Source organism: Noviherbaspirillum sedimenti (genome assembly GCF_003590835.1).
Taxonomy (GTDB): Bacteria; Pseudomonadota; Gammaproteobacteria; order Burkholderiales; family Burkholderiaceae_D; genus Paucimonas; species Paucimonas sedimenti.
In genome coordinates, this window is sequence record NZ_QYUQ01000002.1 from 2,237,627 (window position 1) to 2,261,895 (window position 24,269).

Here is a 24,269-nt window from a genome sequence, read left to right on the forward strand (position 1 = left end):
TAAAACACACAAAATCTCCATGAATACCACAAGCCAGCGTCAGAGTCCGGCCAGCGGCGCGACCGCCGTGCTCGGAAACCGTCCGATGAGCCGCCGCATGCTGATCGATCGCCTGTTCAAGCATCTGATGTCGATCGGCGGCATCAGCGTGATCGTCGCGATCTCGGCCATCTTTTTCTATCTCGCCAGCGTCGTCGTGCCGCTGTTTACCCCGCCCACGATCGAGCAGGAAAGCCAGTTCGCCGTACCGGGCGCGGCAGGCCAGGATACCGCTGCGCTGTCTGGCGAAGAACAGCGCGAGATCGGCATCCGTGTCGGCGCCAGGGGCGCGATCAGCTTCTTCAGCTTCGCCAGCGGCCAGGTGCTGGCCAGCCATGCCATCAAGCTGCCGGATGGCGCCCAGGTCACCAGTTACGCCAGCGGCGAACGGCGCACCTATGCGCTGGGCTTCGGCTTGTCGGATGGCCGTGTGGTGCTGGTCAAGCAAGGCTACCAGGTCACCTATCCGGACAACAAGCGGCTGATCACGCCGTCGATCGAATACCCGCTGGGTGAAGAACCGCTGGTGATCGATCCGCAAGGCAAACCAATCGTGCAACTGGCGATCCAGCAATCCGAGGAGGGTTCCACCATCGTCGCGCTGACCGAGGACGGTCGCCTGCTGGTATCCGCGGTGAGTCTCACCAACAACCTGATGACCGGCGAATCGACCAGCCAGGTCGAGCAGTCGGAAATCGTGCTGCCGCCGTCGGACATCCGTCGCCTGCTGGTGGAATCCAAGCAGCGCGAACTGTACGTGCTGCATGGCGACCGCGCGCTGGCCCGCTATGACATTGGCGACAAGACTCAGCCCAGGCTGATCGAAACGGTACAACTGACCGACGCCGGCGAAAAAGTCACGGCACTGACCATGCTGAGCGGCGGTTTCTCCATCATCGTCGGCACCAATCGCGGCAATCTGGCGCAGTGGTTCCCGGTGCGCAAGGAATCCAACCATTTCATCCTGACCCGCATCCGCACTTTTGATCCCATGCAAGGCGCCGTCACCGCACTCGCGCCGGAATTCAACCGCAAGGCCTTCATTGCCGGCGACAGCCAGGGCAACCTCGGCAGCTACTTCGCCACTTCGAACCGTCTGCTGTTCAACAAGAAGCTGAGCGACCAGGCGCTCACCGTGCTGGGCATTCCGCCGCGCGGCAATGGTTACCTGGCGCAGGATGCCGCCGGCAAGGTATATTCGGCGGCGGTGCACAACGACCATCCGGAAGTCTCGTTTTCCAGCCTGTGGCAAAAGGTCTGGTACGAAAGCTATGAAGCGCCGGATTATGTCTGGCAATCGTCGGCCGCCAACTCGGACTTCGAACCGAAGTTCAGCCTGGCGCCACTGACCTACGGCACCATCAAGGCAGCCGCCTATGCGATGCTGATCTCGATCCCGCTGGCCTTGCTGGGCGCCATCTTCACCGGCTACTTCATGACGCCGAAGATGCGCACCATCGTCAAGCCGAGCATCGAGATGATGGGCGCCCTGCCGACCGTGATCCTGGGTTTCCTCGCCGGCCTGTGGCTGGCGCCGCTGGTGGAAAACAACCTGGCCGGCGTACTGCTGTCGATTGTCTTGCTGCCGGTCTCGCTGGTCGGCTCCGCCTGGCTGTGGCAACTGCTGCCGGAAAACCTGCGCAACCGCGTGCCGCCAGGCTGGGAAGCCGCGCTGCAATTGCCGGTAGTGGCGTTCATGCTGTGGTTCCTGTTCCAGATCGGCCACCCGATCGAGGCGGCATTTTTCGGTGGCGACCTGCCAAGCTGGCTCAGTAACGAGCTCGGCATCAGCTACGATCAGCGCAACTCGCTGGTGGTCGGCATCGCCATGGGCTTTGCGGTCACCCCCAACATCTTCTCGATTGCCGAAGACGCCATCTTCAGCGTGCCCAAGCACCTGACCTCGGGTTCGCTGGCGCTGGGCGCGACGCCCTGGCAAACCCTGGTGGGCGTAGTACTGCTCACGGCCAGCCCCGGCATTTTTTCGGCGGTGATGATCGGCCTGGGCCGCGCGGTCGGCGAAACCATGATCGTGCTGATGGCTACCGGTAATACCGCGGTGATGGATTTCAGCATGTTCTCGGGTTTCCGCACCCTGTCGGCCAACATCGGCGTCGAAATGCCGGAAGCCGGCGTCGGCGAAACCCACTACCGCCTGCTGTTCCTGTCGGCGCTGGTGCTGTTCGCCTTCACATTTATCGTCAACACTCTCGCTGAACTGGTGCGCCAGCGCATGCGTGAAAAGTACAGCACTATCTAATCGGAGTTCACAACATGCGAGACTGGTTCAAATCAGGCACCCCCTGGATCTGGCTGACCGCCGGCGCGGTAGCGCTGGCGCTCTTGATGGTCGCTGGCGTACTGGGCTTGACCGCCATGCGCGGCCTCGGTCACTTCTGGCCAAAGCCGGTGGCGGAAACCACCTACAAGGAAAAGGATGGCAGGCAGATTCGCCTGATCGGCGAAATCCGCGAGCGCGAGGAAGTGTCGGTCAAGCGGCTCAAGGAGGCGGGCTTTGACATCGGCGGCGAGCAAGTGTTCGTCAACCGCCTGCTGGTGAAACTGGGCAACCGCGACGTCAGCGGCGTCGACTTCCGCTGGTTTCCGGAACCGCTGCTGGGGGAAATGCGCTATCCCGGCGATGTACTCACCATCGAGCGCCACGAATGGGGCAATTTCTACGGCCATCTGAAATCGGTCAAGGAAAACGGCGCCGTGGTTGCGTCCGGCGAGACCGCCTGGCCCGAGTTGCAGAAGCGCTTCGAACGCGCCGGCGAACTGTTCAGGAAGATCCACCAGATCGAAAAGGATGACATCGGCGAAATCAACCATGGCATCGAACAGTTGCGCCTGCAACAGCGCCGCGCCGAAATCAAGGGCACGCTGAGCGAGGCCGACAAGGCCGCGATGGCGGCACGCAAGCAAAAGCTGGATGAGCGCTTCGCGGTCGTGCAGCAGGAGTTGCAGGCGCTGCGCGCCGATATCGGCCGCGACTCGCTGGTGGCGGAAGTCATGGATGGCAAGGAAGTGGAAATCAAGCTGGCGCTGGTGGCGGACGTCTATCGCGCCAATGCCATGGGCCTGTTCGACAAGATCGGCCATTATTTCCGCAAGATGGGCGAGTTCGCCTTCGACGACCCGCGCGAAGCCAATACCGAAGGCGGCATCTTCCCGGCCATCTTCGGCACCGTGCTGATGGTGCTGATGATGTCGGTGATCGTGACGCCCCTGGGCGTCATGGCGGCGGTGTACATGCGCGAATACGCCAGGCAAGGCCCGCTGATCCGCATGATCCGCATCTCGGTCAACAACCTGGCCGGCGTGCCTTCGATCGTGTATGGCGTATTTGGCCTGGGCTTTTTCGTGTACTTCTTGGGCGGCAATATCGACCAGCTGTTCTTTGCCGAATCGCTGCCGGCGCCGACCTTCGGCAGCCCCGGCATCCTGTGGGCATCGCTCACCCTGGCGCTATTGACCCTGCCGGTGGTAATCGTCTCCACCGAAGAGGGCCTGTCGCGGGTGCCGCGTTCGGTGCGCGAGGGCAGCCTGGCACTGGGCGCAACCAAGGCCGAAACGCTTTGGCGCACCGTGCTGCCGATGACCGGCCCGGCCATGATGACCGGCCTGATCCTGGCGGTGGCGCGCGCCGCCGGCGAAGTGGCGCCGCTGATGCTGGTGGGCGTGGTGAAGCTGGCGCCGACGCTGCCGCTGGATGGCTATTTCCCGTTCATCCATCTCGAGCGCAAGTTCATGCACCTGGGCTTCCACATCTACGACGTCGGTTTCCAGAGCCCCAACGTCGAAGCCGCGCGCCCGCTGGTGTACGCCACCGCCCTGCTGCTGGTGATCGTGATCATGGTCCTGAACATGACCGCGATCCGCCTGCGCAACCGCATGCGCGAAAAACTCCGCGGCCTGGAATCGGTCTGATCGGCGCCGGCAAACACAACTGAATAATTTATCGAGGTAAAACCCATGCAAACCACAATCCAAACCGCCCTGCCTGGCATGAAGGCAAATGCCGCGATTGCCCAGCCGACGGCCGGCTTTGCCGGCCTGGTCGATCCGGACGTCGCGCTGAAAGTCAGGAACGTCAACCTGTTCTATGGCCAGACGCAAGCGCTGTACGACGTCAGCATGGATATCCCGCGCGGCCAGGTGGTCGCCTTCATCGGCCCCTCTGGCTGCGGCAAGTCAACCCTGCTGCGCTGCTTTAACCGCATGAACGACCTGGTGGACGATTGCCGCGTCGAGGGCCAGATCCTGGTCGATGGCAAGAACGTCTACGAGCGCGGCGTCAATGTGGCCGACCTGCGACGGCGGGTCGGGATGGTGTTCCAGAAGCCGAACCCCTTCCCCAAGTCGATCTATGAAAACGTCGCCTACGGCTTGCGCCTGCTGGGCATCAAGGACCGCGCCACGCTGGACGAGAACATCGAGCGCGCCCTGCGCCAGGCCGCCCTGTGGGATGAAGTCAAGGATCGCCTCGACAGCAGCGGCCTGTCGCTGTCCGGCGGCCAGCAACAGCGCCTGGTGATCGCCCGCGCGGTGGCGCTGGAACCGGAAGTGCTGCTGCTGGACGAACCCTGCTCGGCGCTCGATCCGATCGCCACGGCCAAGGTGGAAAATCTGCTGGAAGAATTGAAAACGCGTTACACCATCGTCATCGTCACGCACAACATGCAGCAGGCGGCACGCGTTTCGGACTACACCGGTTTCATGTTCATGGGCAAGCTGGTCGAATTCAGCGAGACCCAGCAAATGTTCACCCAGCCGGGCAATCAGCAAACGCTGGACTACATCACCGGACGTTTCGGCTAATCCCTGTCTGAACCAATATGAGAGAAAATCGCATGAGTACTCCACATATCGTCAAATCCTATGACCAGGAATTGCAAACACTGGCTTCCAGCGTCGGTGCCATGGGCGACTTCACCGGCGTGCAATTCGCCGACGCCGTCCAGTCGCTGCTGGCGCGCGACACCGTCATGGCGCAACGCGTCATCGATCAGGACCGCATGGTCGATGCGCTGCGGCGCGATTTGTCCGCCGCCGCCGCCAACGTGATCGCCCGCCGCCAGCCGGTCGCCAACGACCTCGATGAAGTGCTGGCGGAACTGCGCATCGTCGAAGACCTGGAACGCATCGGCGACCTGGCAAAAAACATCGCCCGGCGCGCCATCACCATCGCCGCCGAACCGTTGCCCGTAGAAGTCACCGACAAGATCCGCCGCCTGGCGGCGCTGACTTCGGAGCAGTTGCGCAATGCGATCGACGCGTATATCGCGCACGATGCAGAAAAGGCCCAGGCAATGCCTGCGGATGACGACGAGATCGATGCCCTGCACGCCGACATTTTTGCCGACATCATCGCCATGATGAACGCCAGCCAGCAGCAGGTGATCGGACTTGTACATCTGCTGTTTTGCGCGAAAAACATCGAGCGCATCGCCGACCACGCGACCCATATCGGCGAGGTCGCCTTCCAGTCGGTGAGCAGCCGCCCATCACGGCCACGGCAGTTCCAAACCGACGGCGGTGTCGGTAATTAAAGAGGACAAGGGCGGGACATGCGCTTGGCGAATATCGAGGAATCCGGTGTAACGGTGCCGCCAGACGGTTGCGCTCACGCGGCCTGCCCCGGCGCCGCCACGCCTCATCCGCCCTACCGCATCCTGCTGCACCATGATGGCCAGGCTTATGTCGCGGAGGTTCCGGAATTGCCCTCCTGCAGGGGCGTAGGCGAAACGCGCGCTGACGCACTGGCGGCCGCAGAACAGGCCATGGCGACCTGGCTGCAAGAAACTCGCGTGAGTGGCGCGGCATTGCCCGCCCTGCTGGCACCAGCCGAACTGGCAAGGAATATCAGGGAACGACTTGCCGCTGCCTGCCCGGAACAAATGCCGGTGCCGAGAATGTCTCCGGTCAAACTCTTGCTGGTCAAAAAATTCGGCAAGATGTCCAATCGCGAGCTTGCTGGCCGCATCGGGCTAAGTGGCCGGGATGCGCCCACCATGCTGTCGGCAGCCGCTTCGGGCAAAGGCACGCGGCGGGCGCGCTGCGCCATTGCGCTGGCCTTGAATGCACCGCCTTCCCGCCTATGGCCGGAGCGCCCACCGGAAATCGGCCAGGACGACGATCGCCTGTATCTTGCCTTGCGCGCCACCGCTGACGCGCGGCCAGCGTCGCCAGCTTGACTGCTGCGCTGGACAATATCTCAGACGCCTCTTCCGTAACACGCTTGTAACCAAGCCGTCACGTCAACGTAATGTTTCTTATCTACACTCCCGCAGGTTATCGCCTTAACCTCAACCGGAGCAAGATGCATGAACAAGCCCAAGGATCTTCCGCTGACACATATCGATTCTGACGATATTGGCCACAACACTTCGAATAATTCTGAATTCGGCGAAATTCTCAACGCCCGCATCAGCCGCCGCAATATGCTGCGCGGCGGCGCGGTATCGGCAGTCAGCGCCCTGTTCGGCTCGATCGGTTTGTCCGCCTGCGGCGGCAGCAGCGAAGTGGTCGCGCTTGCTCCCGTACCACCGGCGCCAGTTGAAAAATTGCTCGGCTTTGCTGCCGTGAGCAAGAGCCTGGCCGACAGCGTCGTCGTTCCCGCCGGCTATACTGCTTCCATCATCTACGCGTTGGGCGACCCCCTCGCGGCCGCGACGCCGGCCTACAAGAACGACGGCACCGATACCGATTACGACAACCGCGCCGGTGACCATCACGACGGCATGGAGTGGTTCGGCTTGTCGGGCACCGGCACGCCGTCGTTGACCTCGGTCGATCGCGGCCTGCTGGGCATGAACCATGAAGCCACGACTGACGAAACCAAGGCGTCATTCTTCCTGCATGCAAATGGCGGCACCACCACGCTCCCGCGTCCGGCAGCCGAAGTCGACAAGGAAATTCCAATTCACGGCGTAGCCATCGTCGAAGTCAAGAAAACCGGCGCAGCCTGGGCCTATGTGAAAGACTCGACGTTCAACCGCCGCATCACGCCGATGACGGTCGCAGAGATTGCCGGGCCGGCGCGCGGCAATGCGCTGATGACCACCAAATATTCGACCGCCGGCACCACCACGCGCGGCACCATCAACAACTGCGGCACCGGCAAGACGCCCTGGGGCACGCTGGTCACCGGCGAAGAGAACTGGAACGGCTACTTTACCCGCGGTGCCGCTGACAATGCCGCGCGCGGCAATGACAAGAGCGTGACCTCGCTCAACCGTTACGGCAAGTCGCAGGGTGGCGCGTCGCGCCATGGCTGGGAGTCGGCTGGCGCCGACGACAAGTACGCGCGCTGGAACATCGGCGTGACCGGCGCCACCGCCGCCGATGACTATCGCAACGAGATGAACACCTTCGGCTACATCGTCGAGATCGATCCGTACGACAAGACCAAGTCGATCAAGAAGCGCACCGCGCTGGGCCGCTTCGCGCACGAAAGCGCCGCCTTCGGCAAGCTGGAAGCCGGCAAGCCGCTCGCCGTGTATCAGGGCGACGATTCGCGCGGCGAATACATCTACAAGTTCGTGTCCAACGCCAACTGGGACCCGGCAGATGCGACTGCTGCCGATCGCATCGCCACCGGCGACAAGTACCTCGATGCCGGCAAGCTGTATACCGCCAAGTTCAATGCCGATGGCAGCGGCCAGTGGATCGAGCTCAGCATCAGCAACGCGGCAATCTCCGGCTATGCCGGCTACGCCTTTGCCGACCAGGCCGATGTGCTGGTCAATGCCCGCCTGGCAGCCGATGCCGTGGGTGCGACCAAGATGGACCGCCCGGAATGGTGTGCCACCAATCCTGCCAACGGCGAGATCTACTTCACTCTGACCAACAACTCTAATCGCACGGTCAATTCGGCGACCACGCCGCCCGATGCCGCCAATCCGCGTGCCTACACGGACATGAAGGGCGCCACCGCCCAAGCGGGTAACCCCAACGGCCACCTGATCCGCCTCCGTGAGGGCGCGGCCGGCGCGGCTGCCACCGCCTTTACCTGGGACGTGTACCTGTTCGGCGCCGAAGCCAGCGCGAGCAAGTCCCTGGTCAATCTGTCGAGCCTCACCGACGACCAGGACTTTTCCAGCCCGGATGGCCTGGCATTCACCCCCTCGACCGGCATCTGCTGGATCCAGACCGACGATGGCGCTTACACCGACGTCACCAACTGCATGATGCTGGCGGCATTGCCGGGTCAGATCGGCGACGGGGCTGCGCAGACGCTGAGCTATACCAAGGCCGATAGCAGCCAGCTCAACGTTACCACCCCTGTCGGCAAGGCGCCGACGGCCGACACCCTGAAGCGCTTCCTGGTCGGTCCGAAGGCTTCCGAAATTACCGGCATCTGCGAAACTCCGGATGGCAAGGCATTGTTCGTCAATATCCAGCATCCGGGCGAAAGCACAAAGGCAGCCGATATCGGTGATCCGACCAAGTACACCAGCCAGTGGCCGAGCAATGCCGGCTTCGGCGCCGGCAACCGGCCGCGTTCGGCAACCATCGTCATCACCAAGAATGACGGCGGCCGCGTAGGTACTTAATCAGCAACTGCGATAGCAGGTTCCGCGCGACGGGCTACGGTAATTACCCTTACCGTAGCCCGTCGTTTTTTGAACAGTTCAACCGGCGCTGGCCAGTGTAACGAGTTGTATGCCTTCGGCGGACGTTCGTTCTCGATCTGGAACGCGGCCACCGGTGCGCGTGTGTATGACTCCGGCGACGCTTTCGAAACCATCACGTCCACGCTGGCAGGTACGCCTGGCTTCGACTTTACGTTCAACACCGGTCACGACGAATACGCATTCGACGGCCGCAGCCCCAACAAGGGCCCTGAGCCTGAAGGCGTGGTGCTGCAGCGCTTCGGTGCCAAGGTCTATGCCTTCATCAGCCTGGAGCGCGTCGGTGGCGTGATGGTGTATGACGTGACTGCGCCGGCCGCCCCCAAGCATGCGACCTACATCAATACCCGTACCGGCGCCACCGGCGATCTCGGACCTGAGGGCCTGATCGTGATTCCGGCAGCAAAGTCGCCTAACGGCAAACCTTTGATGGTGGTCGCGAACGAAATCAGCGGCACAACGCGGATTTTCGAAATCAAGCTGACTTACTGAGCAAGGCACTGGCCGGCGCATGCCGGTCGTTCGAAAAAGCCCCGGGATCCGCTCCAGGGGTTTTTTATGTCTTACAGAAATGCTGTGGCCGGCATATCGGCATCCGGCCTTTCGTCGACGATAGTATTGTCATGGATATGTCATATTTTCAAAATATAATTGAAGTTCTTTGCGCCCAAAAAGCAGCTGCCTGCATATCCGGCGTCGGTGCCCGGCCTGGCGCAGGCGCTGCGGCTGTTATAGTATGATCAATCAAACTTCTGGACGCCGTGCCAGTTCTTATTGCGCAGCCTCATGCCAACATCACGGAGCCGCATGGATCAACGTGTAAAAGCCGCCCGCAAGCCCGCAGTCGCCCCGGATGCGGCAGAGATTTTCCTGAACCGCGAATTGTCGCAGCTGGCCTTCAACCGCCGCGTGCTGGCGCAGGCCGAAGATCCCGAGATTCCCCTGCTGGAGCGGCTGCGCTTCCTGTGCATCGTCAGCAGCAACCTCGACGAATTTTTCGAAGTACGCATTGCCAGCATGCTGGCGCAGGACCAGCGCGAAGGCAACACACCAGGAACGCCTGGCTTCGTCGAGCCCCTCGAACGCATTGATGAAGAATGCCATCAACTGGTTGAACGGCAGTATGCCGTCCTGAACCAGGAAATCCTGCCGCAACTGGCGCTCCACGGTATCCACCTGCTGCGCCACCAGGACCGCAATGAAGCGCAACGGGCCTGGGTCAAATCCTATTTCGAACGCGAAGTGCGGCCGCTGCTCACGCCGATCGGCCTGGATCCGGCCCATCCATTCCCCCAGGTCGTCAACAAGAGCCTGAACTTCATCGTCCAACTGGCGGGCAAGGATGCATTCGGCCGCAGTACGGCCATCGCCATTCTCAAGGCGCCGCGGGTTTTGCCGCGCATTATCAAGTTGCCGCCCGAGCTGTGCGAGGATGGCATGGCATTTTGCCTGTTGTCGTCGGTGATCCATGCGCATATCGCCGACCTCTTCGCCGGCCGCGAAGTGCTGGGGTATTCGCAGTTCCGCGTCACCCGCAACAGCGACCTGTGGGTCGACGATGAGGAAGTCAAGAACCTGCGCGAAGCCTTGCAAAGCGAATTGCAGACGCGCTCCTTCGGTTTTGGCGTGCGGCTGGAAGTCGCAAAAAATTGCCCCGAGTACCTGTCGCAATTCCTGCTGGAACAGTTTGCCATTCCGATGCACCGCCTCTACCATGTCGACGGTCCGGTCAACATGGTGCGCCTGCTCGAACTCGTCGATTACGTCAACGCGCCGACGCTGCGCTTTGCGCCGTTTTCCCCGTCCTTTCCAGCCCGGCTTGCCGAAGGCGGCATTTTTTCCATTCTCGGCAAGCAGGACGTGCTGCTGCACCACCCTTTCCAGTCCTTCCAGCCGGTGGTCGATTTCATCCGCAGCGCCGCCAGCGACGCCAATGTGCTGGCGATCAAACAGACCATTTACCGCACCGGCATGAATTCCGACCTGATGGAAGCGCTCATTACGGCGGCCCAGCAAGGCAAGGAAGTCACGGTAGTGGTGGAATTGATGGCGCGCTTCGACGAGGAAGCCAACATCAACTGGGCCGAACGGCTGGAACGGGTCGGCGCCCAGGTGGTGTATGGCGTGGTCGGCCTGAAGACCCATGCCAAGCTGGCGCTGGTGCTGCGCCGCGAGGAAGGCAACCTGCGCTACTATGCTCACCTCGGCACCGGCAACTACCATCCGACCACCACCAAGTTCTACACCGACTTCGGCCTGCTGACCTCGCGCCCCGAACTGACGCGCGACGTCAATGAAGTGTTCCTGCACCTGACCAGCCTGGCCAGGCCCAAGAAACTCAACCACCTGTGGCTGGCGCCGTTCGCGCTGCAAAAGGAATTGATCCGCTCGATCCAGAACGAAGCGCGCATCGCCCGCGAAGGCCGCCCGGGGCGCATCATCGCCAAGATGAATGCCTTGCTGGACGAATCCGTGATCCGTGCGCTGTATGGTGCTTCCGACGCCGGCGTCAAGATCGACCTGATCGTGCGCGGCGCCTGCGCCTTGCGCCCGGGCGTGCCGGGACTGTCGGAAAACATCAAGGTGCGTTCGATCATCGGCCGTTTCCTCGAACATACCCGGATCTTTTACTTCCGCAACGACCTTGCCCACGATGTCTACCTGTCCAGCGCCGACTGGATGAGCCGCAACCTGTTCCGGCGCATCGAGGTCGCTTTTCCGGTGCTGGACAAGGCGCTCAAGAAGCGCGTGATCACAGAAGGCCTGAACCCCTATCTGAAGGATAACCTGAACGCCTGGGAACTCGAACCAGATGGCGGCTATCATCACAGGACGCCACGCGGCAAACAAAAACCCTACGGCGCCCAGCAAACCCTGATGCAAACCCTCGGTTCGCCGCTGGCCAAATAAGCCATGGACATCCTGCTCTGGCGCCATGCGGAAGCGGAGATCGGTGAACCCGATGAAGGGCGCGCCCTGACCCCCAAGGGCGTGCGGCAGGCGCAAAAGATGGCGCAATGGCTGGAGCGCAACCTGCCCAGCCGCTGCCGCATACTGGTCAGCCCGACCGTACGGACCCTGCAGACAGCGCAGGCGCTGGAACGCAAATTCAGGATATGCCCCGAAATTGCCCCCGGCGCGACACCGGAAGCGCTACTGGCCGCCGCCAACTGGCCCGACGGCAAGGAGCCGGTGCTGCTGGTGGGCCATCAGCCAAGCTTCGGCCAGGCGGCGGCCCTGCTTTTGTGCGGCAGCACGCAAGACTGGACCATACGCAAGGGCAATATCTGGTGGATCGCCCAGCGCGAACGCGACGGCTCCAGCGACAATTACCTCAAGGCCGTGGTGGCGCCTGACCTGGTGATGAAGTAAGGTTCATGCAACCGAAGATTCGGACATTTCGCCCAGATGCAGTATCGAAGGCGGAAAGGCAGCGGCGGGCCTGGTTTTGGCGGCCGGCCGCAGATTGCGAAGAAATTGCTGGGTCGCCGCTTCCCATGAGTATTTCAATGCATGCTGCCGGACTTGCTCGCGCGGCAGGCGCAGCGCCTCGAAGCAGGCGCGTTCAATGTCGTGGTCGAGCACACCGGTCTTGCCCTGTTCGACCACATCGATTGGACCGGCCACCGGATAGGCGGCAACCGGCACCCCGCACGCCATCGCTTCCAGCATGACCAGCCCAAAAGTATCGGTCAGGCTGGGGAAGACCAGGACATCGGCACAGTTGTAATACGGCGCCAGCTTGTCGTGCGCACGCGCGCCGAGGAAGTGTACCGATGGATAGCGGCGTTCGAGCGACTCGCGCTGCGGGCCGTCGCCGATGACCCATTTGGTGCCCGGCAAACCCATTGCCAGGAAGGCGTCGATATTTTTTTCCACCGCCAGGCGGCCGACGTACAGGTAGAGCGGGCCTTCGATGCCGGCGTGCTCGCGTGCGAGCGGCTTGAAGTGGCCCGTGTCGACACCCCTGCCCCACAAGACCAGCTTGCCGAAGCCGCGCTGCGCCAGATCGTGCATGACGGCCGGAGTCGATACCATGACGGCACTGGCCGGCTCATGGAACCAGCGCAGCCAACGGTAGCTCAAGCCTAGCGGCAGCATGAAACGGGCGCGGATGTATTCCGGAAAGCGGGTGTGGTAGGACGTCGTGAAACGCAAACCCTGACGCAGGCAGTAGCTGCGCGTGGCCAGCCCGATCGGCCCTTCGGTGGCAATGTGGATACAATCCGGTGCAAAGGCATCGATGGCCTGGGCGACCTTGCGGTACGGCCGGTACGCCAGGCGAATTTCCGGATAAGTGGGACAGGAAAATGTCCGCATGTTTGCCGCTGACAGGACCAGCACGTCGTGCCCCAGCCGCTCCAGGCGCTCACGCGTCGCCATGAGCGTATTGACGACGCCGTTGACCTGCGGCGCCCAGGCGTCGGTGGCGATTACGATACGCATAATTCTCCGCTTGTTGCTGCCCTGGCTTGTTTCTGCAGTCCCATGATTTCTTGCCAGCTGACCAGGCGCAATTCGCCATTCAGGTCTTCCACCAGCGCCGACAGGCTTTCTACCCAGTCGCCATCGTTGCAATAGGTGATGCCGTCGATATCGCGGATTTCCGGCTTGTGGATATGACCGCAAATCACGCCGTCCAGCCCCTTCTTCTTGGCTTCCGCCGCCAGCGCATGTTCGAACGAGCTGATGTAGCTGACCGCGTTCTTGACCTTCAGTTTCAGGTATTGCGACAGCGACCAGTATGGCAAGCCGGCACGGGCGCGCCAGCTGTTGTACACCTGGTTGAACTTCAGGATCACGGTGTAAAGACTGTCGCCGACATAGGCCAGCCACTTGGCGCAGGCGATCACGCCATCGAAGCGGTCGCCGTGCAGCACCAGCATGCGCTTGCCTTGCGCCGTCACGTGCACCAGCTCGTCGCGGATGCGGATGCCGCCGAAATCGAGATCGATGAACTGGCGCACCGCTTCATCATGGTTGCCCGGGACGAAGATGACTTCGGTGCCTTTCTTCGCTTTCTTCAGTACCGTCTGCACCACGTTGTTGTGGGTCTGGTCCCAGTACCAACGGCGTTTCAGTTGCCAGCCATCGATGATGTCGCCGACCAGGTACAGCGTTTGCGATTCAGTCGCGCGCAGAAATTCCAGCAGGCGGGCCGCCTGGCAGCCGGTAGTGCCGAGATGGATATCGGAAATCCAGATGGCGCGAAAGCGGGTGCCATTGTGCCCCCTCTCCGACGCCGTCGACCGGTCCGCGGCTTGATGCTCGCGGAATGCGTCTGCCAGAAACTGCTCGCTCGGCTTCATGCTGCGCGCGCCTCCAGAAAGTGACGGGCATAGCGGCTGTCAAGATTGGCCAGCGGCATCAGCATGAACAGGTCGATGCAATTGAAATCAGGATCCCAGGCCGGTTCGCCGCACACCCAGGCACCGCTGCGCAGGTAACCCTTGATCAGCGGCGGGATAAAGGCGCCCTGATGCTCCGGATTGCGTTCGCCCACCGGGAACGGCAGGCGCGGGCGCACCCGGTATTCTGCCGGAGCGATGTTGTTCTCGTTTAAGGTATGGTAGATCGACAGCGCATTCTGGCCGCCATCGGCCAGGCTGACGCTGGCGCAGCCGATCAGGTAATGGCAGTTTTCCTTTTTCAGGTAATCCGCCAGGCCTGCCCACAACAGCATGATGACGGCGCCGCTGCGGTAATCCGGGTGGATGCAGGCGCGGCCGGCCTCGGCCATATTCGGGCGCAAATGGTTCAGACGCGACAGTTCGAACTCCTGCTCGGAGTAGTAGAGGCCGATGCGGCGCGCCGCATGCGGACTCAGGACGCGGTAGGTGCCGATCACCTTCAGCGAGCGGGCGTCACGCACGATCAGGTGGTCGCAGTGCTGATCGAATTCGTCGCGATCCAGCCGTTCGGCATTGGCCAGGGCGGACAGCCCCATGCCTTCGACGAACACCTGGTAACGCAGGCGCTGCACCTCGCGCACCTCTTCCGGGGTACTGGCAAGGCTGAGAACGAACTTCGAGGAACTAGACGGGTTTTCCGCCGGAGCCGCATTCAGTTGACGCATGGATCATCATCCTGGTTATGAAGATGATCCAAGCGTAACGATAGATTACTTCGAGAAAATGACAGTTCCGTGTCAGTTTAATGACATGACAACACCCGGCGGGACGCATACCTCGCCGCAAGCGAGGGGTTTACGAGGGGCTTACTTCGCCTTCTTGGGGCGTCCCGCCTTCAGTGACGGCAGCGTCGCCAAAACCTGCTGCAGCTGAGCGACATCGGCGCGCTGCATCAGCGCCACACCGACGCGCAACAGTTCGCTCTTCTTGACTTCAAAACCGGCCTTGATGCAGGCTTTCTTGAGGTCGGCCAGAACCTTGTACTCGGCTTCGGGCATGGTGAAACTGTCCCGCACCAGCTTGGGCTTCTTGGGCTTGTCCTTGGGCGCGGCCAACGCTGCGGCTGGTGCAACTGCGTTGGATTTCGCCGGCACGGCTTTCCTGGAGACGACCGGCTTGACGGCGCCTGGCGGCGTCGGTGCCGGCTTGGCTACGGCAGCCGGCTTGGCTGCTGCGGCCGGTTTGCGAATGGCGTCCGCAGGCTGGGCGGCGGCCTTGCGCGGCGGCGTCGCCACGGCTTTGGTGGACGCCTTGGCGGGCGCTTTGGTCGGAACTTTGCTTGCCATGTCGCTTCCTTTCATAAAATGGTATAAATAATATATACAATTTTATTCAAAAAGACAACTTAATTGCGTACTACAAACTCGATACCGGCTTCGGCCCACCACTCCTGTTCCTTCTCGATCCAGTAGGCCAGCGTGGCGTGCTGACGACTCCAGTCGCGCCGGATCTCGAGCTCGATACGGCTTTTCATTTTCACGCGCAGTTCGTCGGCCAATACATCGATGCGCGAATGCATGGCCATCACGGCCAGGCGCAGGGCCAGTACCGCCTTGGCGAAATCGGCATCGGCCAGCATGCCGTTGAGCTTGCGCAGATTGCCTTTATGGCCGAGCACCAGCTTGCTCAACAGGCGCTGCTCGCCAGTGGTAAACCCGGGCAGGTCGGCGTTTTCGATCATGTAGGCGCCATGCTTGTGATAGCCGCTGTGCGACACCACCATGCCGACCTCATGCAGCAGGCCGCTCCAGTACAACTGCCTTTCGTAGGCATTCGAGGACGGCTTCAATTGCGCATACAGGCCGCTGGCGATTTGCGCAACGCGGTCGGCGCGCGTGGCATCGAGCGCAAAGCGTTCGAGGAAACCCTGCACGGAGAGTTCGCGGCGATCGCGCCGGGTGGCGCGCAATTGCAGATCGCGCAAGACGCCCATGCGCAGACCGGCTTCGAGCGGCTGCAGGTTCTTGACGCGCAACTCGCGCAAGACGCCCATCAGCACGGCCAGCCCGCCCATGATGATGGCGGCGCGGTCCGGCTTCATGCCGAGCAGGTCGATCCTGCCGACATGGCCGAACTCGATCAGGCGTGCCTTGAGCGCTTCCATGCTCTTGTAGGAGAGCTTGCCGTCGCCCAGGGAATTCCTGACAATGGCATCGGCGATGGCGCGGATGGTGCCGGAAGAACCGTAGACGCTGCCCCATTGCCGTTCCAGGAAAGCCGGCACGCCATCTTCGAAATGACTGCGCGCCGACAGGATCGCCTTGTCGAAGGCTTCCTCGGTGATGAAACCGTCGGGAAAGAAGGCGTGGCTGTGGCTGACCGTACCGATGCTGAAGGATTCCACCAAATCGATACCGAAACCCTGGCCGACGATCAGTTCGGTCGAGCCACCGCCGATGTCGATCACCAGGCGCCGCTCCTCGGGGGAACCGAGCACGCTGGCCACCCCCATGTAGATCAGGCGCCCTTCCTCTTCGCCGGAAATGATTTCGATCGGATGACCGATTGCCTGCTCCGCTGCCGGCAGGAACGCTGCGGCATTCTTGGCAATGCGCAAGGTGTTGGTGGCAACCACGCGCACCCCATCCAGCGGATAGGCGTTCAATACTGTGCGAAAGCGCGCCAGCGAATCGAGTGCAGCCTGTATCGCCGCGTCGGTCAGGAACATGTTCTTGTCAAGACCGGCACCCAGCCGGATCGGATCGCGCTCGCTCTTGACGATGCGGATGGCATCGCCATCCTGCCTGCCGATATGCAAACGAAAACTGTTCGAACCCAAATCCACTGCCGCCAGCATGCAAGACCTCGCTTCAACTAATTACATCGCAAAGGATGCAGGATACACCAGAGTCGTGGGTCTGTTTTCCGGCACCGGAAAACGCGACTGAAAAATGATGGATTGCATCATAAAGCCGCTACCCTGGTCATCGTCTTGTCATGAATTGGCAATAGCATGGCGTACGCTTGCCAACTCATTTTGCCACGTAACAGGCAATCTTCAGCATGAAACACCATCCTGCCAACAAAGGCAGCAAGAACCTCATTTTTTTCTGGCCCCTCATCTGCCTGGTCGCCGGCGCCGCCTTGTGGCTGTTCGTCGAGGCCCGCCAGGCCGCTGAACGGTCCGCACTGGAAGCCCAGGCCCTGAAGGATACGGCCTCGCTGTCGCGCGCGTATGCCGCCTACCTTGGCCGCAGCCTGGAACAGATGGACCAGATCACGATGCACGTCAAATCGGACTGGGAGCGCTGGAACCGGCGCTTGCGCCTGGAAGACCTGAAAAAGGATGGCTTGTTTACCGCTTCCACCTTCATTGCAGTGACCGTGATCGACCGCGACGGCCGCCCGGTCACCAGCACGGCACCGATGCTGGGTGATGCAGATTACGCCAAGAACGCTTACTTTCAATTCCACCGGTCTAACATCTCGACTGCGCTGCGCATCGGCAAGCCTGACCTCAAGCGCGCTGATTCCTCGTCCGTCATCCATTTCACCAGGCGCCTGGATACGGTAGATGACTCCTTCGACGGCGTGGTGCTGATTGCGGTCGAGCCGGAATACTTCCTGTCCTTTTACGACGGTACAATTCTGGGCGAATCCGGGCTGCTGGCGGTGCTCGGCGACGACCATGTCTTGCGTGCCGAGACCATCGGCAACAAGCACAGCAGCGGCGCGGCGATCGGCGACCTGGCGGCCTTGCAAGATATCGGCAAGCCGCGGCTATTGTCCGATGCCGACGCCTTTACTGATGGCAAGGTGCGTTTTGTCGCCTGGCAGGAATTGAAAAGCTATCCGCTGACCGTGATGGTCGGCCTGTCGCAACAGGAATTGCTGGCGCCGCATGAACAGATCTGGAATACCTATCGCAATGTCGCCCTCGGCGGCACGGTATTCCTGCTCATCGTCGCCCTGGTCGGCGCCATCTTCGGCGTGCGCGTCGCCCGCCAGGAACGCCAGGCGCTGGCCTTGCGCAAAACCTACCGGCTGGCCACCGACAGCGCCAATGAAGGCTTTTTCATCCTCGATCCACTGCAGGACGGCGACGGCGAAATCGTCGATTGGCTGGTAGCCGATGCCAACGAGCGCGGCGCCAGCTTTTACGGCATGCAGAGCGGCGAGCTGATCGGCATGCTGTTATCGGAAATGTATCCGGGCCCGCTGTTCCAGATCATGCTGGATCTGTTCCGGGTCGCCTGCGCCTCCGGCGTGTACGAGGATGAATGCCGGGTGCCGCCGGAAAGCCCGTTGAAGGTCAAATGGCTGCATCGCCGGCTGGTCAAATCCGAGACCGGCCTGGCGATGGCCATCCGCGACATCTCGCAGGCCAAGAAGAATGAACAGGAACTGCTGCGCCTGGCCAATGAGGATGCCCTCACCGGCTTGCCCAACCGCCACTGGCTGTTCCGTTTCCTGCCGCTGGCGATGCAGCGTGCGCACCAGAACGGCGACATGCTGGCAGTGCTGTTCCTTGACCTCGACGAATTCAAGAACGTCAACGACACGCTCGGCCACTCTGCCGGCGACAAGCTGCTGCAGATCGCCGCGCAGCGGGTCAAATCGGTGCTGCGCCCAAGCGACCGGATCGTGCGCCTGGGCGGCGACGAATTCACCGTCATCGTCGAGCAGGTCGGCCACAGGAGCGCTGCTGCCCATGTGGCCGAGCGCATTGCGCAGGCCTTGCGTGCGCCACTGGAACTGGGCGGCCGCCGGCAGTCGATCCACGCGTCGATCGGCATCAGCGTTTATCCGGACGATGGCATGGAGGCGGAAACCCTGCTGAAAAACGCCGATATCGCCATGTATTCAGCCAAAGCCGCCGGCAAGGGCCACTACCGATTTTACGAGGCGCAACTTTACGAAAGCCTCAAGGAACGCCTGGAGATAGAGCAGGCGCTGCGCCAGGCGATCGAACTGGACCGCTTCGTGCTGCATTACCAGCCGCGCGTCAACGCCTTGAGCGGCGAGATCTGCGGCATGGAAGCGCTGGTGCGCTGGATCGACCCGGTGCGCGGCATGATCCCGCCACTCGAATTCATCCCGGAGGCCGAGCGCACAGGGCTGATCCTGCCGCTGGGCGCCCTGGTGATCGACAAGGCCTGTGCGCAGATCGCCGCATGGAAAATGCTCGGCTTGCCGACGGTACCGGTATCGGTGAATGTCTCGGCGCGTCAGTTCAACGAAGGCGACATCAAGGGCCATTTACTGGAATGCATCGCGCGGCACGGCATCGCCGCCAGCGACATTCAGATCGAATTGACCGAATCGGCGATGATGGGCGAGCAGGCCGACGTCGCCGACCAGCTCGCCGCCATCCGCAGCCGCGGCATCAAGCTGATGGTGGATGATTTCGGCACCGGCTACTCGTCGCTGTCGCAACTGCAGCGGCTCGACATGGACGCATTGAAGGTGGACCGCGCCTTCACCGCCGAACTGGGCAAGGCCGGCGAAGGCCAGGTATTTTTCAAGGCGATCGTCTCGATGGCCCATGCGCTGGGCATGAAAGTGACGGCCGAAGGCGTGGAAAACATGCAGCAGCTGGCGATCCTGAGGGCGCTGGACTGCGACGAAGTCCAGGGCTATTTCATTTCGCGTCCAATGCCTGCGGCCGAGATGGCTGCCATGCTGCGGCAGCAGCCGGTTTTCGCTGCAGCGCCCCGGCTTGCGGAAATCGCGTCCTGAATAGGGCATTTACTCCAATTTGAACATCGACACCGCCTGAGCCACGTGCATGGCCTGGGCATGCATGCTTTCGGTGGCGTCCGCTGCCTGCTCCACCAGCGCGGCATTTCGCTGGGTCAGTTGCTCCATGCTGACGAGTGTCTGGTTGACGTTTTCGATGCCGCTGCGCTGCTGATGGCTGGCGGCGGTAATGTCCTGCATGATGTCAGCGACCCGCTTCACCGAAGAGATGATCTCATGCATGGTCTGGCCGGCAGCGCCGACCTGGGCGCTGCCGGCATCGACCTTGTCGATCGAGTCCAGAATCAGCGACTTGACTTCCCTGGCCGCCCCGGCGGTGCGCTGCGCCAGGCTGCGGACCTCGGCCGCGACCACCGCAAAGCCGCGGCCCTGCTCGCCGGCGCGCGCCGCCTCCACCGCCGCGTTCAGCGCCAGCAGATTGGTCTGGAACGCGATCGTGTCGATGACGCCGATAATGTCGCCGATCTTGCGCGAGGACTGCGTAATCGAGTCCATGGTGCCCACCACCCGTTCGACCGCCTGGCCGCCGCTGGCGGCAATCTGCGACGCCGACAACGCCAGCCGGTCGGCCTGCTGCGCATTGTCGGTATTTTGCCTGACTGCGGCAGTCAGCACCGCCATCGCCGCCGCGGTCTGCGCCAGCGCGCCGGCCTGCGCCTCGGTGCGCGACGACAGATCGGCATTGCCGGCGGCGATGTCGCGCGAGACGACCGCCATCTTGCGTGTGCCGGAACGGACCTCCTCGGCCATGCGCGCCAGGCCGGTGTTCATTTCGCCGAACGCGTTCAGCAAGGTGCCGATCTCATCCATGGCGTCGGAACGCACGCGGTGGCTGAGATCGCCGCCGGCGGCGCGTCCAACCGCCAGATCGAGGGCCCGCACTTCGGTCGAAAATGACGCATAGAAGCCAACCAGCAGGTATAGCGCCAGCAGCACCGTAAACAGAACGCCGCCGAGGATCAGATTGCGCCGCTGGACATCACGTTCGATGCGTAGCGCCAAAGCCTGGTCGAGCCGCACGGCGGCGGCGTCGGCAAAGCCGTACAGACCGTCAAGCGCCTGGCGTCCGGCGTCATGGAAGCGGGCGCCAGAGCTCTGGTCGACCGATTTCAGCACCTCATTGCGGACGCGCTCGAGAAAGGCGCCGGCTTGCCGGATCGCGCCCTCTTGTGGCGCCAGCGCCGTGCGCAACGCCGGGCTCGCCCTGAACATGGCATCGAGTTGTACCGAAATACGCGCCAGGTCGCGTTCCGCGACCATCACTGCAGCGTTCAGCATGACGTCTTCATTGGCTTCGAACAGACCGGTGTCGATATAAGCGGCACCGCGCCCGCTGATTTCTGCCACGCCGTCGGCCACCTCCGGGAACGACTTGATGAAGGCGACGATCAGGTAATGGGTATTGACCTGCGGATCGAGCGTCAGGTTGGAACGATCCGCAATCAGCGCGTTCAGCTTGTACAACTGCTCGATCAACGCCCCGTGCGCGGCATTGCTGTCTTTCGCCTTGGCCTGCTCCAGGCCCGCCTGGAGCAAGGCCCAGCTGCGCTTGATGCCTTCCAGCGATGAACCAGTGCCCAGCGCCGCGCGCGCGGCCGCATCGGCTTCCAGACGCGCCATGCCGGCGTTGATCGCCTGCTGCGCCTGGCTGGCTTGCTGACGCACAGCGGCGTTGCCGCCCAAGACCATGTGGCGCAGCGCGCGGTGCTGCTGGCTCAGTCGCAGCAAATCTTCTACCTGTCGGGCATGGCGTACACCGACGCGCTCTTTTTCGGCAAAGGCGATCGAGCGGTTCAATTCCTCAATCAGCAGCGCGCTGACCAGCAGCAGCGGCACCAGCACCAGCAAGGTCACCAGGGAAAACTTGGGCAACAGACGGAGACGCCGCATCAGGCGAATGGCGGGTTGAAACACGATATTCATATGAAAAATTCCAATTGCACGCAGTAGCTGTACGGAGTACCAGCGTTACCATATTGCAATAAATTTATGACAGGGTAATGAATGGGGATGCAATTGCCGGGCTTTGCAGTACGAAATGGCCGGGTCTGAGCAAGGGATACGGTACGATGGCGCAACGGCGGCAGGCCGGGAGCAGTGCGCCAGTAAGGCGCTGAAAAGCCCATTTAAAAGGAGACTTGGCGAGAATTCGCCGAAGGACAAGAATCTGGTTGGTGGGCCAGCCCGACTCTATCGGGCCCGGCGCACCTGCCCGCCGTCATGCATATCGGTTGCATGTACTGCGGATAAAGCATCCTAACCCTGCTTTGTGACAGCATGATGAATGGTACAAACTTTCGCTGACGCAGCGCAAACCATGCCAAATGTAAAATCGCCAATCCGAATTCCGTCACACTGTTGTCATGTGCAGCGGTTATGGTTATGCCTGTCAACTCAGACATGCAGGTTTTTAGCGATTCCGCGCATGCCCCTGAACCCTGGCAAGCACCCGATGCATTTCGTCGTGTGCGTCTCCTCTTTCTTCTCCGAGATCTGGAGTTTTGCCCGCTGCATTCCTGCAGCGGGTTTTTTCTTTCCCCCGGCCGCAACCTGCCGCTTTAGCCTTGTCTTGCCTTGCCTTGCCTTGAAATAATCGGAAAGCAATAAACTGATTTACAATGCATCGCGTGTGGCCCATGGCCCTCCATCATCCTGTTTACAAGCGCTACGCAAGCGACCCATTATTCACGAGGACTATCACGGTGTGCCGTCAATTGCTGCGCCAGCTGCTGTACCGTCTGTTGCGCGCGCTCGGCGTGCTGCTATGGCTGGCCGCGGCCGGCACGGCGCATGCTTATACCGTTGAAATCCAGGGTGCCGGACAATTTTCCAAACTGCTCGACTTGCACCTGGACATCCGCCGCCATCAAGACGATCCTGACATCTCCGACGAGGAATGGCGCCGCCTGGCGGGCATCACGCCGCAGCAAATCCGCGAATTGCTCGCCACCGAAGGGTATTTCTCGCCCGTCGTCACCGCGGAGCTGCTGACCGAGGGCGACCAGCGGCTGGCGCGCTTTCGCATCGAACCTGGCGCGCCGACCACCATCGAAACGGTCGATATCCGCTTTCACGGCGCGGTGGTCGACGCCTATCCCCAGCGCGTCGAACGCCTGCGCCGCCAATGGGGCCTGAAGCCGGGCGAGCGGTTTACCCAATCCGCCTGGAGCGATGCCAAGAATGCCCTGCTGAAAGGTTTGCTGGTGCGCGATTACCCGGCCGCCGCCATCCGCACCAGCGAAGCGCGCATTGAACCGGAACAGCGGCGCGCCACGCTGGTCGTCGAGATCGATTCCGGCCCCGCCTTCACCTTCGGCGAACTGCAGATCGAAGGCTTGCAGCGTTACTCGCGCGCCATGATCGACGGCCTCAACCCGATCCAGCCCGGCGAACGGTATTCTCAGGAAAAGCTGAATGAATTGCAGTCGCGCCTGACCGACACCGGCTATTTCAGTTCGGCATTCCCCAGCATCGACCTCGATCCGGCCCACCCGCAGCACGTCCCGGTCAAGCTCAACGTGGCGGAAAACCAGCGCAAGCATCTGGGGCTGGGGCTGGGCTTTTCCACCGATACCGGCGCTGGCGTGCAGGTAAAATGGCTGGACCGTAATTTCCTGCAACGCGACTGGCGCTTGCAGACACAGCTGGAATTGAATCGCGAGACCAGTCTGCTCGACGGCGCATTGTATTTGCCCGCCAGGCGCAACGGCTGGATTCCCAATTTTAATGCGCGCTTCGAGCGCAGCACCACCGCCGGCGAAATCATTGACAAGATCCGCGCCGGCGCACGCATGAGCACCCCCAGCCGTATCGACGAACGTTCCGCCGGCATCGCCTTTTTCGCCGACAACCAGAAACTGCCGGACGGCAGCGTCAACAATCGCCAGGCTCTTATCGCCGCCTACAGCTATACGCGCCGGCGCGTCGACAACCTGCTCACGCCGCGCCGCGGCTACGTGGCGTCGCTCGAATTCGGCGCCGGCCCCAAGGGAGTGGTCAATGAGGCCAATATCGTGCGCATGGCTGGCCGCGCCACCTGGCTCGCGCCGCTGCAGCGCAACTGGCAAAGCGTATTGCGCGGCCAGATCGGCCAAGTATTGATCGCCGATCGCACCAGAGTGCCAGGCGACCTGCTGTTCCGTACCGGCGGCGCCCAGAGCGTGCGCGGTTATGGCTTTGAAACCCTGGGCGTGCAACAGGGCGGCGCCGTGGTCGGTGGCCGCGTGGTGGCGGTGGCGAGCGCGGAACTGGTGTACCGGATCACGCCGCAATGGGGCGCCGCCGTCTTCCATGACGCCGGCAATGCCGCCGACAGCTGGCGCAATTTCAAATTCGTCCATGGCAGCGGCATCGGCGCACGCTGGCGCAGCCCGATCGGCCCGGTCAACCTCGACCTCGCCTACGGCCATGCGACCAGCGAGCCGCATCTGCATTTTTCGGTCGGCTATGTCTTCTGAAGCGCCAGCACCACCACGGCGCCGCC

17 protein-coding genes are annotated in these 24,269 nt (G+C 61.9%); 11 read left to right on the plus strand and 6 right to left on the minus strand.

All coding sequences use genetic code 11. The annotated features are described in order from the left end of the window. The first annotated feature begins 19 nt into the window (after positions 1-19). The 9 genes from D3878_RS10390 to sixA all read left to right on the plus strand — a co-directional run bounded on the left by D3878_RS10390 (position 20) and on the right by sixA (position 12,047). Positions 20-2,299 carry an ABC transporter permease subunit gene (locus tag D3878_RS10390; protein WP_119787825.1) on the plus strand — a complete coding sequence of 760 codons (2,280 nt, stop codon included), beginning with the start codon at positions 20-22 and terminating at the stop codon, positions 2,297-2,299. 14 nt (positions 2,300-2,313) lie between these two features. Continuing rightward, positions 2,314-3,969: a phosphate ABC transporter permease PstA gene (pstA, locus tag D3878_RS10395; RefSeq protein WP_119785399.1), complete on the plus strand. Its 1,656-nt coding sequence runs from the start codon at positions 2,314-2,316 to the stop codon at positions 3,967-3,969. Positions 3,970-4,014: 45 nt separating this feature from the next. Further along, positions 4,015-4,860, plus strand: a complete 846-nt coding sequence (pstB, locus tag D3878_RS10400) for a phosphate ABC transporter ATP-binding protein PstB (protein WP_119785400.1) — start codon at positions 4,015-4,017, stop codon at positions 4,858-4,860. 32 nt (positions 4,861-4,892) lie between these two features. Then, positions 4,893-5,591 carry a phosphate signaling complex protein PhoU gene (gene phoU / locus D3878_RS10405; RefSeq protein WP_158592238.1) on the plus strand — a complete coding sequence of 233 codons (699 nt, stop codon included), beginning with the start codon at positions 4,893-4,895 and terminating at the stop codon, positions 5,589-5,591. An 18-nt stretch (positions 5,592-5,609) separates the two neighbouring features. Next, positions 5,610-6,236, plus strand: a complete 627-nt coding sequence (locus D3878_RS24080) for a type II toxin-antitoxin system HicB family antitoxin (RefSeq protein ID WP_199688136.1) — start codon at positions 5,610-5,612, stop codon at positions 6,234-6,236. Positions 6,237-6,365: 129 nt separating this feature from the next. Next, positions 6,366-8,597 carry a PhoX family protein gene (locus D3878_RS10415; RefSeq protein ID WP_119785402.1) on the plus strand — a complete coding sequence of 744 codons (2,232 nt, stop codon included), beginning with the start codon at positions 6,366-6,368 and terminating at the stop codon, positions 8,595-8,597. A gap of 69 nt (positions 8,598-8,666) precedes the next feature. Further along, entirely contained in the window at positions 8,667-9,167 is a 501-nt protein-coding gene (locus D3878_RS10420) for a choice-of-anchor I domain-containing protein (protein WP_147383925.1), read from the plus strand. A 315-nt stretch (positions 9,168-9,482) separates the two neighbouring features. Next, positions 9,483-11,585, plus strand: a complete 2,103-nt coding sequence (gene ppk1 / locus D3878_RS10425; RefSeq protein ID WP_119785404.1) for a polyphosphate kinase 1 — start codon at positions 9,483-9,485, stop codon at positions 11,583-11,585. A 3-nt stretch (positions 11,586-11,588) separates the two neighbouring features. After that, entirely contained in the window at positions 11,589-12,047 is a 459-nt protein-coding gene (sixA, locus tag D3878_RS10430; protein ID WP_119785405.1) for a phosphohistidine phosphatase SixA, read from the plus strand. Between the two features lie 3 nt (positions 12,048-12,050). Here sixA and D3878_RS10435 read toward each other — a convergent pair whose 3' ends face one another. The 5 genes from D3878_RS10435 to D3878_RS10455 all read right to left on the minus strand — a co-directional run bounded on the left by D3878_RS10435 (position 12,051) and on the right by D3878_RS10455 (position 16,883). Then, positions 12,051-13,121, minus strand: a complete 1,071-nt coding sequence (locus D3878_RS10435) for a glycosyltransferase family 4 protein (RefSeq protein ID WP_119785406.1) — start codon at positions 13,119-13,121, stop codon at positions 12,051-12,053. After that, positions 13,109-13,984: a UDP-2,3-diacylglucosamine diphosphatase gene (locus D3878_RS10440; RefSeq protein ID WP_119785407.1), complete on the minus strand. Its 876-nt coding sequence runs from the start codon at positions 13,982-13,984 to the stop codon at positions 13,109-13,111. The genes D3878_RS10435 and D3878_RS10440 overlap by 13 nt, the downstream gene beginning before the upstream one ends. Next, a complete protein-coding gene (locus D3878_RS10445; protein ID WP_119785408.1) occupies positions 13,981-14,751 on the minus strand; it encodes a GNAT family N-acetyltransferase in 771 nt (256 codons plus the stop codon). The genes D3878_RS10440 and D3878_RS10445 overlap by 4 nt, the downstream gene beginning before the upstream one ends. Positions 14,752-14,892: 141 nt before the next feature. Beyond that, entirely contained in the window at positions 14,893-15,372 is a 480-nt protein-coding gene (locus D3878_RS10450) for a hypothetical protein (RefSeq protein ID WP_233556301.1), read from the minus strand. 59 nt (positions 15,373-15,431) lie between these two features. After that, positions 15,432-16,883 (minus strand): Ppx/GppA phosphatase family protein, encoded by a 1,452-nt coding sequence (locus D3878_RS10455; protein ID WP_119785409.1) that lies wholly within the window; start codon positions 16,881-16,883, stop codon positions 15,432-15,434. 206 nt (positions 16,884-17,089) lie between these two features. On the opposite strand from D3878_RS10455, the gene D3878_RS10460 reads away from it, so the two are divergent. After that, the gene (locus tag D3878_RS10460; protein ID WP_119785410.1) at positions 17,090-19,765 is read left to right on the plus strand and encodes a bifunctional diguanylate cyclase/phosphodiesterase; all 2,676 of its coding nucleotides are present in this window, start codon (positions 17,090-17,092) and stop codon (positions 19,763-19,765) included. A gap of 9 nt (positions 19,766-19,774) precedes the next feature. On the opposite strand, the gene D3878_RS10465 is transcribed toward D3878_RS10460, so the two are convergent. Next, the gene (locus D3878_RS10465) at positions 19,775-21,709 is read right to left on the minus strand and encodes a methyl-accepting chemotaxis protein (protein ID WP_119785411.1); all 1,935 of its coding nucleotides are present in this window, start codon (positions 21,707-21,709) and stop codon (positions 19,775-19,777) included. A 779-nt stretch (positions 21,710-22,488) separates the two neighbouring features. On the opposite strand from D3878_RS10465, the gene D3878_RS10475 reads away from it, so the two are divergent. After that, complete coding sequence (locus tag D3878_RS10475; RefSeq protein ID WP_233556302.1) at positions 22,489-24,243, plus strand: autotransporter assembly complex protein TamA; 1,755 nt, start codon at positions 22,489-22,491, stop codon at positions 24,241-24,243. Positions 24,244-24,269: the final 26 nt, after the last annotated feature.

Coding starts and splice junctions, on each gene's coding strand:
- sixA (WP_119785405.1), top strand. CDS start 11,589: ATGGACATCCTGCTCTGGCGCCATGCGGAAGCGGAGATCGGTGAACCC.
- pstA (WP_119785399.1), top strand. CDS start 2,314: ATGCGAGACTGGTTCAAATCAGGCACCCCCTGGATCTGGCTGACCGCC.
- D3878_RS10465 (WP_119785411.1), bottom strand. CDS start 21,709: ATGAATATCGTGTTTCAACCCGCCATTCGCCTGATGCGGCGTCTCCGT.
- pstB (WP_119785400.1), top strand. CDS start 4,015: ATGCAAACCACAATCCAAACCGCCCTGCCTGGCATGAAGGCAAATGCC.
- D3878_RS10415 (WP_119785402.1), top strand. CDS start 6,366: ATGAACAAGCCCAAGGATCTTCCGCTGACACATATCGATTCTGACGAT.
- D3878_RS10390 (WP_119787825.1), top strand. CDS start 20: ATGAATACCACAAGCCAGCGTCAGAGTCCGGCCAGCGGCGCGACCGCC.
- ppk1 (WP_119785404.1), top strand. CDS start 9,483: ATGGATCAACGTGTAAAAGCCGCCCGCAAGCCCGCAGTCGCCCCGGAT.
- D3878_RS10440 (WP_119785407.1), bottom strand. CDS start 13,984: ATGAAGCCGAGCGAGCAGTTTCTGGCAGACGCATTCCGCGAGCATCAA.
- D3878_RS24080 (WP_199688136.1), top strand. CDS start 5,610: ATGCGCTTGGCGAATATCGAGGAATCCGGTGTAACGGTGCCGCCAGAC.
- D3878_RS10445 (WP_119785408.1), bottom strand. CDS start 14,751: ATGCGTCAACTGAATGCGGCTCCGGCGGAAAACCCGTCTAGTTCCTCG.
- D3878_RS10460 (WP_119785410.1), top strand. CDS start 17,090: ATGAAACACCATCCTGCCAACAAAGGCAGCAAGAACCTCATTTTTTTC.
- D3878_RS10450 (WP_233556301.1), bottom strand. CDS start 15,372: ATGGCAAGCAAAGTTCCGACCAAAGCGCCCGCCAAGGCGTCCACCAAA.
- D3878_RS10435 (WP_119785406.1), bottom strand. CDS start 13,121: ATGCGTATCGTAATCGCCACCGACGCCTGGGCGCCGCAGGTCAACGGC.
- D3878_RS10455 (WP_119785409.1), bottom strand. CDS start 16,883: ATGCTGGCGGCAGTGGATTTGGGTTCGAACAGTTTTCGTTTGCATATC.
- phoU (WP_158592238.1), top strand. CDS start 4,893: ATGAGTACTCCACATATCGTCAAATCCTATGACCAGGAATTGCAAACA.